The 10461-nt window shown below is 70.2% G+C and carries 8 protein-coding genes; 6 read left to right on the forward strand and 2 right to left on the reverse strand.

Annotation, left to right across the window (positions count from 1 at the left end):
• Positions 1–13: 13 nt before the first annotated feature.
• Together ACFWFI_RS35850 and ACFWFI_RS35855 are read right to left on the reverse strand one after the other, a co-directional pair.
• Positions 14–670, reverse strand: coding sequence for an MBL fold metallo-hydrolase (locus tag ACFWFI_RS35850; protein WP_387398697.1), 657 nt, complete (start codon positions 668–670; stop codon positions 14–16).
• Between the two features lie 10 nt (positions 671–680).
• Positions 681–1370 (reverse strand): maleylpyruvate isomerase family mycothiol-dependent enzyme, encoded by a 690-nt coding sequence (locus ACFWFI_RS35855; protein ID WP_387398699.1) that lies wholly within the window; start codon positions 1368–1370, stop codon positions 681–683.
• A 175-nt stretch (positions 1371–1545) separates the two neighbouring features.
• On the opposite strand from ACFWFI_RS35855, the gene uvrA reads away from it, so the two are divergent.
• The 6 genes from uvrA (at position 1546) to whiA (ending at position 10427) form a co-directional block, all read left to right on the forward strand.
• Positions 1546–4563 (forward strand): excinuclease ABC subunit UvrA, encoded by a 3018-nt coding sequence (gene uvrA, locus ACFWFI_RS35860; RefSeq protein ID WP_387398702.1) that lies wholly within the window; start codon positions 1546–1548, stop codon positions 4561–4563.
• A 282-nt stretch (positions 4564–4845) separates the two neighbouring features.
• On the forward strand, positions 4846–5274 hold the full coding sequence (locus ACFWFI_RS35865) for a Rieske (2Fe-2S) protein (protein ID WP_387398705.1): 429 nt from the start codon (positions 4846–4848) through the stop codon (positions 5272–5274).
• 74 nt (positions 5275–5348) lie between these two features.
• The gene (uvrC, locus tag ACFWFI_RS35870) at positions 5349–7454 is read left to right on the forward strand and encodes an excinuclease ABC subunit UvrC (RefSeq protein ID WP_387398707.1); all 2106 of its coding nucleotides are present in this window, start codon (positions 5349–5351) and stop codon (positions 7452–7454) included.
• Positions 7451–8416, forward strand: coding sequence for an RNase adapter RapZ (gene rapZ, locus ACFWFI_RS35875; RefSeq protein ID WP_387398709.1), 966 nt, complete (start codon positions 7451–7453; stop codon positions 8414–8416). Before uvrC ends, rapZ begins: the two co-directional genes overlap by 4 nt.
• Positions 8413–9447, forward strand: coding sequence for a gluconeogenesis factor YvcK family protein (gene yvcK, locus ACFWFI_RS35880; RefSeq protein WP_387398712.1), 1035 nt, complete (start codon positions 8413–8415; stop codon positions 9445–9447). The genes rapZ and yvcK overlap by 4 nt, the downstream gene beginning before the upstream one ends.
• Positions 9438–10427 carry a DNA-binding protein WhiA gene (gene whiA / locus ACFWFI_RS35885; RefSeq protein ID WP_018104603.1) on the forward strand — a complete coding sequence of 330 codons (990 nt, stop codon included), beginning with the start codon at positions 9438–9440 and terminating at the stop codon, positions 10425–10427. Before yvcK ends, whiA begins: the two co-directional genes overlap by 10 nt.
• Positions 10428–10461: the final 34 nt, after the last annotated feature.

Below are 10461 nucleotides of genomic sequence, written 5' to 3' on the forward strand. Positions count from 1 at the left end.
GGCGTTCACCGGATCACCAGCCGCGCTCGCGCCACTCCGGAAGCTGCGCGCGCTCGGCGCCGAGGGTGGTGTCGTGACCGTGGCCCGGGTAGACCCACGTCTCGTCCGGCAGGCGGTCGAAGAGCTTGGTCTCCACGTCGTGGAGCAGGCTCGCGAACGCCTCCGGGTCCTTGTTCGTATTGCCTACGCCGCCGGGGAAGAGGCAGTCCCCGGTGAACACGTGCGGAGCCCCGTGCGGGTCGTCGTAGACCAGGGCGATGGACCCCGGGGTGTGGCCGGTCAGGTGCCTGGCGGTCAGCGAGACCTGGCCCACCCGGATCGTGCCGTTGTCCTCGACGAGCTCATCGGTCGGGACCGGGATGCCCTCGGCGTCGTACCTCCCGGCGTACGTCCGTGCCCCGGTGGCCGCCACCACCTCGCCGAGCGCCTGCCAGTGGTCACCGTGCCGGTGCGTCGTGACGACGGACCGGATGCCGTCCTCGCCGATCAGCCGCAGCAGGACCCCGGCCTCGGCGGCCGCGTCGATCAGGAGCTGCTCGCCGGTTGCCCGGCAGCGCAGCAGATAGGCGTTGTTGTTCATCGGGCCGACGGCGACCTTGGAGATCATCAGATCCGTCAGCTCGTGCACATCCGCAGGTCCGCCGACCTTGACCGTTCCGCTGTACGTCATGTGACGCAGCCTATAGCGGGGGCAGCGGCGGAAGGCTGCCGCCGTCCACAGTGAGCGCGGAGCCGTCACGGCGTCCGCAGAGCCAGCCGAGGATGTCGGGGGCCGTTCCCCGGACGGTGACAGGAGCGCCGTCGGCCCGGCCGCCCGTGGTCCACAGCCGGCCGTCCGCGGCGACCGCCGTCGTGAGGGCGACATCGGGGCGGCCGGCGAACCGTTCGGCGAGGAAGTCGTTCTCCCGGGTCACGAACTCCTCCGGCAGGTCCTCCAGCTCGTACCCCACCCCCAGGTCGACGTGGTGCAGCTCGACCTCGATCCAGCGGCGGAAGGGGATCCGGGAGGCCGATTCCGTCACACCGTTGCGCATGGTGACCGTACGTGACCAGTCGGCCGGCGTCCCGGTCGCGGTCAGGAAGGCCGCTCCGCTCGCGTGCAGGTCAGCGAGCTGTTCGGCCAGGGGCCGGGGCGCATCGCGTTCGATGTCGGCGTCCCGGGTTTCGCTGCTCGCGTACATCGGGCGCCCCTGGAGAACATTTACGAGGGCGTCGGCGTTACGTGACAGGTGGGCAAGAACATGGCCGCGGCTCCAGCCCGGCAGACGCGACGGCTCGGCAACGGCGCCGTCGTCCATCTTGCCCGTGGCACTGAGCAGCCGATCGGTCGCTTCACGTACAGCTTCCAGGTCGCGCGCATGATCAGTCATGAGCCGAGCGTAGACCCAGCCACTCATTCGGGTGATGGAGTCTTCGGTCGACCGTAAATCGAATGCGCGTGCTATACGCTCGGAGTCGAAAGCTTCGTACATCGCTGTGGCGCCCCCCATACCCTGGGACAGGGGCTCAGTTCCCCCACTTCTCTCCAGAAAGGTGCGGACCGGCGTGGCCGACCGTCTCATCGTCCGTGGCGCGCGCGAGCACAACCTGAAGAACGTCTCGCTCGATCTCCCCCGTGACTCCCTCATCGTCTTCACCGGGCTCTCCGGATCGGGCAAGTCGTCGCTCGCGTTCGACACGATCTTCGCCGAGGGCCAGCGGCGCTACGTGGAATCGCTCTCCTCGTACGCCCGGCAGTTCCTCGGCCAGATGGACAAGCCGGACGTGGACTTCATCGAAGGCCTCTCGCCCGCCGTCTCCATCGACCAGAAGTCGACCTCGCGCAACCCGCGCTCGACGGTCGGCACCATCACCGAGGTCTACGACTACCTCCGGCTGCTCTTCGCCCGGATCGGCAAGCCGCACTGTCCCGAGTGCGCCCGGCCCATCTCGCGCCAGTCGCCGCAGGCCATCGTCGACAAGGTGCTCGGCCTGCCCGAGGGCAGCCGCTTCCAGGTCCTCTCCCCGCTGGTGCGCGAGCGCAAGGGGGAGTTCGTCGACCTCTTCGGCGACCTCCAGACCAAGGGCTACAGCAGGGCCCGGGTCGACGGCGAGACCATCCAGCTGTCCGAGCCGCCCAAGCTGAAGAAGCAGGAGAAGCACACCATCGAGGTGGTCATCGACCGCCTCACGGTGAAGGACAGCGCCAAGCGCCGGCTGACCGACTCCGTCGAGACGGCCCTGGGCCTCTCCGGCGGCATGGTCGTGCTCGACTTCGTCGACCTCGAGGCGGACGACCCCGAGCGTGAGCGGATGTACTCCGAGCACCTCTACTGCCCGTACGACGACCTCTCCTTCGAGGAGCTGGAGCCCCGCTCCTTCTCCTTCAACAGCCCCTTCGGCGCCTGCCCCGACTGCACGGGCATCGGCACGCGGATGGAGGTCGACCCGGAGCTGATCGTCCCGGACGAGGACAAGTCCCTGGACGAGGGCGCGATCCACCCCTGGTCGCACGGTCACACCAAGGAGTACTTCGGCCGCCAGATCACCGCGCTGGCCGAAGCACTCGGATTCCGTACGGACATTCCCTGGGCCGGACTGCCGCAGCGCGCCAAGAAGGCTCTGCTCCACGGCCACAAGATCCAGACCGAGGTCCGCTACCGCAACAGGTACGGGCGCGAGCGCGCCTACACCACCCCCCGCTTCGAGGGCGCCGTCCAGTACGTCAAGCGGCGCCACTCCGAGGCCGAGAGCGACTCCAGCAGGGAGCGCTTCGAGGGCTACATGCGCGAGGTGGCCTGCCCGACCTGTGAGGGCACCCGGCTCAAGCCGCTGGTCCTCGCGGTGACGGTGATGGAGAAGTCCATCGCCGAGGTCGCCGCGATGTCGATCAGCGAGTGCGCCGAATTCCTCGGCCGCCTCAAGCTGAACGCCCGCGACAAGAAGATCGCCGAGCGTGTGCTCAAGGAGGTCAACGAGCGGCTGAAGTTCCTCGTCGACGTCGGCCTCGACTACCTCTCGCTGAACCGCGCAGCGGGCACCCTGTCGGGCGGCGAGGCGCAGCGCATCCGGCTCGCCACGCAGATCGGGTCCGGACTCGTCGGCGTGCTGTACGTGCTGGACGAGCCGTCCATCGGTCTGCACCAGCGCGACAACCACCGGCTGATCGAGACCCTGGTCCGGCTCCGGGACATGGGTAACACGCTCATCGTCGTCGAGCACGACGAGGACACGATCAAGGTCGCCGACTGGGTCGTCGACATCGGGCCCGGCGCGGGTGAGCACGGCGGCAAGGTCGTCCACTCCGGCTCGCTCAAGGACCTGCTGGCCAACGAGGAGTCCGTCACCGGTCAGTACCTGTCGGGCAAGAGGGCCATCGAGATGCCGGACATCCGGCGTCCCGTCGACCCGAAGCGCCGGCTCACGGTGCACGGTGCCCGGGAGAACAACCTCCAGGACATCGACGTCTCCTTCCCGCTCGGCGTGCTCACGGCCGTCACCGGTGTCTCCGGTTCCGGGAAGTCGACCCTGGTCAACGACATCCTCTACACCCATCTGGCGCGCGAGCTCAACGGTGCCAAGTCGGTGCCCGGGCGGCACACCCGGGTCGACGGCGACGACCTCGTCGACAAGGTCGTCCACGTCGACCAGTCGCCGATCGGCCGGACGCCCCGCTCCAACCCGGCCACGTACACCGGAGTCTTCGACCATGTCCGCAGGCTGTTCGCCGAGACGATGGAGGCGAAGGTGCGCGGCTATCTGCCGGGCCGCTTCTCCTTCAACGTCAAGGGCGGCCGCTGCGAGAACTGCTCCGGCGACGGCACCATCAAGATCGAGATGAACTTCCTGCCCGACGTGTACGTCCCGTGCGAGGTCTGCCACGGCGCGCGCTACAACCGGGAGACGCTGGAGGTCCACTACAAGGGCAAGTCCATCGCCGAGGTGCTGGACATGCCGATCGAGGAAGGCCTGGAGTTCTTCGAGGCCGTCCCGACGATCGCGCGCCATCTCCGCACGCTCAACGAGGTGGGCCTCGGATACGTCAGGCTCGGCCAGTCCGCGCCGACGCTCTCCGGCGGTGAGGCGCAGCGCGTGAAGCTGGCGAGCGAGCTGCAGAAGCGCTCCACCGGGCGCACGGTCTACGTCCTGGACGAGCCGACGACCGGTCTGCACTTCGAGGACATCAGCAAGCTCATCTCCGTCCTGTCGGGACTGGTCGACAAGGGCAACACGGTGATCGTCATCGAGCACAACCTCGATGTCATCAAGACCGCCGACTGGGTCGTCGACATGGGTCCCGAGGGCGGCAACGGCGGCGGTCTGGTCGTCGCCGAGGGCACCCCGGAGCACATCGCCTCGGTGCCGGCCAGCCACACCGGGAAGTTCCTCCAGGAGGTCCTGGGAGCGAATCGGATCGGCGGGGCCGCAGTGCCCGCGGCCCGGAAGGCCCGTAAGGCGCCCGCGAAGAAGGCCGTGGCCGCGAAGGCGTCCACGGCCCGCAAGACGGCCACGGCCAGGACGGCAGGGAAGGCGGCTGCCGAGCAGTCCGCCCCGAAGAAGGCCGCCCGCGCGCGGAAGGCCTGACTCCGGCTGTCCGGGGCGGCACCCTGCACATGGGGGCCGCCCCGCTGCCGTCGCGCCTTCCCGGCCTTCGCGGGCCTTCCCGGCCGTCGCTCCCGGGCACGGGCCGTAGGGAGGTGTCATCCGCCCGGCTCTCTCCGGGCCCGGTCGGAGGGCCGGCGTTCTCCGTCGGTATCGTCGGGTCTGTCGCCCATGCCTTCAGGTGCGGCCCGTGCCCGGAGTCCGTGGCACCCGGTGCCCGGACGGTGACGGCGGCTCTCTGTTCCCCCGACCAGTGGAGACCGCATGTCCGGCCTGCCCGCCGCCCGCCGTACCGTACTGAAGGGTGCCGCTCTCGCCGGCGCCGCCGGGCTGGGAGCGGCAGCCTGTTCCACCGAGTCGAAGCTCGGCCACGCGCAGACACCCACGCCCACCGCGCCCGTGGAGCTCGGCGCCGCGGACGAGGTCCCGGTCGGCGGGGCGAAGCTCTACCGGGAGCAGCGGGTCGTCGTGAGCTGCCAGGCCGCCGGCCAGTACAAGGCCTTCAGCGCGCAGTGCACCCACGCCGGCTGCCTCCTGGACAAGGTCGAGGGCAACGAGGGCAACTGCCCCTGCCACGGAAGCCGCTTCGACATGACCACGGGCAAGGCGCTGCAGGGCCCGGCCACCGTGCCGCTGCCCTCCGTCCCGCTGAAGCTCGAGGGCGGAAAGCTCGTCGCGGGCCCCGGAGCCTGACCGGGCGGCCCGTCATGGGTCCCGGGGGCCCCGGAAACGCCGCTCTGTCACTGCCCGCAAGTAGGGTGTGAGACATGGCAGACCCCTCCAGCTACCGCCCCAAGCCGGGACAGATCCCCGACTCCCCGGGGGTCTACAAATTCCGCGACGAGCACCGCCGGGTGATCTACGTCGGGAAGGCCAAGAACCTGCGCCAGCGCCTGGCCAACTACTTCCAGGACCTGGCCGGCCTGCACCCCCGCACCCGCACGATGGTCACCACGGCCGCCTCCGTGGAATGGACCGTCGTATCCACCGAGGTCGAGGCGCTTCAGCTGGAGTACTCCTGGATCAAGGAGTTCGACCCCCGGTTCAACGTCAAGTACCGCGACGACAAGAGCTATCCGTACCTCGCGGTCACGCTCAACGAGGAGTTCCCGCGCGTCCAGGTCATGCGCGGCGCCAAGAAGAAGGGCGTGCGCTACTTCGGCCCGTACGGCCACGCCTGGGCGATCCGCGAGACGGTCGACCTGATGCTCCGGGTCTTCCCCGTGCGTACCTGCTCCGCCGGTGTCTTCAAGAACGCCGAGCGGACCGGCCGCCCCTGCCTCCTCGGTTACATCGGCAAGTGCTCCGCCCCTTGCGTCGGACGGGTCACCCCCGAGGAACACCGGGATCTGGCCGAGGACTTCTGCGACTTCATGGCCGGCCGCACGGGGACGTACATCCGCCGCCTCGAGAAGGACATGATGCAGGCGGCCGAGGAGATGGAGTACGAGCGGGCGGCACGGCTGCGCGACGACGCGGAGGCGCTGAAGCGCGCCATGGAGAAGAGCGCCGTCGTCCTCGCGGACGCCACCGACGCCGACCTGATCGCCGTCGCCGAGGACGAGCTCGAAGCCGCCGTCCAGATCTTCCACGTCCGCGGCGGACGGGTGCGGGGCCAGCGTGGCTGGGTCACCGACAAGGTCGAGGCCGTCGACACGGCGGGCCTGGTGGAACACGCGCTCCAGCAGCTGTACGGGGAGGAGTCGGGCGACTCCGTCCCCAAGGAGGTCCTGGTCCCGGCGCTCCCCGAGGACCCCGACGCCGTGTCCCAGTGGCTCGCGGACCGCAGGGGGTCCCAGGTCAGCCTGCGCATCCCGCAGCGGGGCGACAAGAAGGACCTGATGGGCACGGTCCAGCGCAACGCCCAGCAGGCGCTGGGGCTGCACAAGACCAAGCGCGCGTCCGACCTCACGACGCGCTCCCGCGCCCTGGAGGAGATCGCCGAGGCACTCGGTCTCGACACCGCTCCGCTGCGCGTCGAGTGCTTCGACATCTCGCACCTCCAGGGTGACGACGTGGTCGCGTCCATGGTGGTCTTCGAGGACGGCCTCGCACGCAAGAGCGAATACCGCCGCTTCCAGATCAAGGGCTTCGAGGGCCAGGACGACGTCAGGTCGATGCATGAGGTCATCGGCCGCCGCTTCAAGCGCTACCTCCATGAGAAGGAGCGGACGGGGGAGTGGGAGGACACCCCCGCGCCCACCGGCCCCGTGCCCGCGCCCGGGGAGCCGGCACCCGGCGAGCCCTCACCCGGTGGGCCCGGTTCCGCCGGGTCCGCGCCCGGTGCGGTGGTGCCCGTGGTACCGGACCCCGACTCCGTCCGGGAGGAGCCCCGCGAGGACGACGGCCGCCCCAAGCGCTTCGCCTACCCGCCGCAGCTCGTCGTCGTCGACGGAGGGCAGCCCCAGGTCGCCGCAGCCAAGCGGGCCCTGGACGAGCTGGGTATCGACGACATCGCGGTCTGCGGTCTCGCCAAGCGCCTCGAAGAGGTCTGGCTGCCGGATGACGACGACCCGGTGGTGCTGCCCCGCTCCAGCGAGGGCCTCTATCTCCTCCAGCGCATCCGTGACGAGGCCCACCGCTTCGCCATCACCTACCAGCGGGCCAAGAGGGCCAAGCGCATCCGCAGCAGCCCCCTGGACGACGTCCCGGGCCTCGGCGAGACCCGCAAGCAGGCGTTGATCAAGCACTTCGGCTCCGTCAAGAAGCTGAGGCAGGCGACAATCGACGAGATCTGCGAGGTGCCGGGGATAGGGCGCAGGACAGCGGAGTCGGTGGCCGTCGCCTTCGCGGCGGCCGCCCCGGCCGCACCCGCCGTGAACACCGCCACTGGAGAGATCATTGAAGAGGACGACGGGGGCAGCAGGACATGACCGAGCACGCGCATGAACACCAGAACGAACGCGGCCGAGCAGACGGAGCAGCACAAGTGAGTACGGGAAGCACCACGGAGAAGGCCGAGGCCACGACGCCCGCCATCCCCGAGCTGGTGATCATCTCCGGAATGTCGGGCGCCGGGCGCAGCACCGCCGCCAAGTGTCTGGAGGACCTCGGCTGGTTCGTCGTCGACAACCTGCCGCCCGCGCTGATCCCCACGATGGTGGAGCTGGGCGCCCGGTCCCAGGGCAACGTCGCCCGCATCGCCGTCGTCGTCGACGTGCGGGGCCGCCGCTTCTTCGACAACCTCCGGGAGTCCCTCGCGGACCTCGAGGCCAAGCACGTCACCCGGCGGATCGTCTTCCTGGAGTCCTCCGACGACGCCCTCGTACGCCGTTTCGAATCGGTCCGCCGCCCGCACCCGCTCCAGGGCGACGGCCGCATCGTCGACGGCATCGAGGCCGAGCGTGATCTGCTGCGTGAGCTGCGCGGCGACGCCGACCTCGTCATCGACACCTCCAGCCTCAACGTCCACGAGCTGCGGGCCAAGATGGACGCACAGTTTGCCGGTGACGAGGAGCCCGAGCTGCGGGCGACGGTGATGTCGTTCGGCTTCAAGTACGGGCTGCCGGTCGACGCCGACCTCGTCGTCGACTGCCGCTTCCTGCCCAACCCGCACTGGGTCCCGGAGCTCCGCCCCTTCACCGGGCTCAACGAGGAGGTGTCCGACTACGTCTTCGACCAGCCGGGCGCCAAGGAGTTCCTCAACCAGTACACGGAGCTGCTGCAGCTCATCGCCGCCGGTTACCGCCGCGAGGGCAAGCGCTACGTGACGATCGCCGTCGGGTGCACGGGCGGCAAGCACCGTTCCGTCGCGATGTCGGAGAAGCTGGCCGCCCGGCTGGCCACGGAAGGGATCGAGACCGTCCTCGTCCACCGGGACATGGGGCGAGAGTGACCAGTCGCAATCTGCGTCAGCGCCGGCTGAGCAGGGCCACGGCCGCGCTCTCCGGCCGCAAGCGCGGCGCACAGCCCAAGGTCGTCGCCCTCGGCGGCGGCATGGGGCTCTCGGCCTCGCTCACGGCGCTGCGCCGGATCACCGGCGACCTCACGGCCGTGGTGACCGTCGCCGACGACGGCGGCTCCAGCGGCCGGCTCCGCGAGGAGCTCGGCGTCCTTCCGCCGGGCGACCTCCGTAAAGCGCTCGCCGCGCTCTGCGGGGACGACGAATGGGGCCAGACCTGGGCCCAGGTCATCCAGCACCGCTTCGAGTCCAAGGGCGACCTGCACGAGCACGCGGTGGGCAATCTGCTCATCGTCGCGCTCTGGGAACAGCTGGGTGACCACGTCCAGGCCCTCGACCTGGTCGGCAAGCTGCTGGGAGCACACGGCAGGGTGCTGCCGATGTCCGCCGTCCCCCTGGAGCTCCAGGCGCTCGTACGGGGCCACGACCCGGAGCGCCCCGACGACACGGTCACCGTGCGCGGGCAGGCGACGGTGGCGCTGACCCCCGGCGAGGTGCAGTCCGTCCACGTCGTCCCGGCCGACCCGCCGGCGGTACCCGAAGCGGTGGCCGCGGTGCTGGACGCCGACTGGGTGGTGCTCGGTCCGGGGTCCTGGTTCTCCTCCGTGATTCCGCACCTGCTGGTGCCCGAACTGCTCGACGCACTGGTGACCACGAAGGCCCGTAAGGTCCTCTCGCTGAACCTCGCACCGCAGCCCGGTGAAACAGAAGGCTTCTCACCGCAGCGTCATTTGGAGGTTTTGGGACGACACGCCCCTAAACTCGCCATGGACGTGGTGCTGGCCGACGAGGCCGCCGTGCCCGACCGCGAGTCCCTCGCCGATGCCGCACAGCGGCTCGGAGCCGCGGTCGAGCTGGCCCCCGTGGCCTCACCCGACGGCGTTCCGATTCATGATCCGGAGCTGTTGGCCGCCGCGTACGACCGTATTTTTCGGATGCATGGAAGGATCGGCCCATGGCGATGACGCCAGCGGTGAAGGACGAAGTTTCTCGGCTTCCCGTGACCCGGACCTGCTGCAGAAAGGCAGAGGTCTCGGCGATTCTTCGGTTCGCGGGCGGGCTGCACCTGGTGAGCGGCCGGATCGTGATCGAGGCCGAGCTGGACACGGCGATGGCGGCCCGCCGGCTCAAGCGGGACATCCTCGAGATCTTCGGTCACAGCTCGGAGCTGATCGTGATGGCTCCCGGCGGACTGCGCCGGGGCTCCCGCTACGTCGTGCGGGTGGTGGCGGGCGGCGACCAGCTGGCGCGCCAGACCGGCCTCGTGGACGGCCGCGGCCGTCCCATCCGCGGTCTGCCCCCGCAGGTGGTCTCGGGGGCCACCTGCGACGCGGAGGCGGCCTGGCGCGGTGCTTTCCTGGCCCACGGCTCGCTCACGGAGCCTGGCCGCTCCTCCTCGCTCGAGGTGACCTGCCCCGGCCCGGAGGCCGCGCTCGCCCTGGTCGGAGCCGCGCGCAGGCTCTCCATCGCAGCCAAGGCCCGGGAGGTGCGCGGGGTCGACCGTGTCGTCGTCCGTGACGGTGACGCGATCGGCGCCCTGCTGACCCGCCTCGGCGCACACGAGTCGGTGCTGGCCTGGGAGGAGCGCCGGATGCGGCGCGAGGTCCGCGCCACGGCCAACCGGCTCGCCAACTTCGACGACGCCAACCTCCGCCGTTCCGCCCGCGCAGCGGTCGCCGCGGGTGCCCGGGTGGGGCGCGCGCTGGAGATCCTGGGCGAGGAGGTCCCGGAGCACCTGGCGGCGGCCGGACGGCTGCGCATGGAGCACAAGCAGGCGTCCCTGGAGGAGCTGGGAGCCCTCGCCGATCCGCCGCTGACCAAGGACGCGGTCGCGGGGCGCATCAGGCGCCTGCTGGCCATGGCCGACAAGCGTGCCCAGGACCTCGGTATCCCGGGCACGGAGTCGACCCTCAGCGAGGAGCTGGCCGACGGCCTCGTGGGCTGAGTAGCCGCAGGACTGCCCCGGCCGCCTCCTGGGG

The organism is Streptomyces sp. NPDC060209, from assembly GCF_042728155.1.
GTDB lineage: Bacteria > Actinomycetota > Actinomycetes > Streptomycetales > Streptomycetaceae > Streptomyces.